Origin of the sequence: Phytobacter massiliensis JC163, from assembly GCF_000321045.1 — a bacterium.
Lineage (GTDB): Bacteria > Pseudomonadota > Gammaproteobacteria > Enterobacterales > Enterobacteriaceae > Phytobacter_A > Phytobacter_A massiliensis.
In genome coordinates, this window is sequence record NZ_CAEO01000222.1 from 1 (window position 1) to 231 (window position 231).

1 tRNA gene and 1 rRNA gene are annotated in these 231 nt (G+C 54.5%); both read left to right on the top strand.

The window, feature by feature from the left end:
* Positions 1–9: 9 nt before the first annotated feature.
* A tRNA-Thr gene (locus ENTHG_RS00300) sits at positions 10–85 on the top strand.
* A 39-nt stretch (positions 86–124) separates the two neighbouring features.
* A 5S ribosomal RNA gene (rrf, locus tag ENTHG_RS00305) occupies positions 125–231 on the top strand; the annotation flags it as partial.

The window sequence follows — 231 nt, forward strand, 5'->3', positions numbered from 1 at the left end:
ATTTAGCGTGCTGATATGGCTCAGTTGGTAGAGCGCACCCTTGGTAAGGGTGAGGTCCCCAGTTCGACTCTGGGTATCAGCACCACTTAATACGGTTAAAGTTCGGCACTTAGTAAAGAATTTGTCTGGCGGCAGTAGCGCGGTGGTCCCACCTGACCCCATGCCGAACTCAGAAGTGAAACGCCGTAGCGCCGATGGTAGTGTGGGGTCTCCCCATGCGAGAGTAGGGAA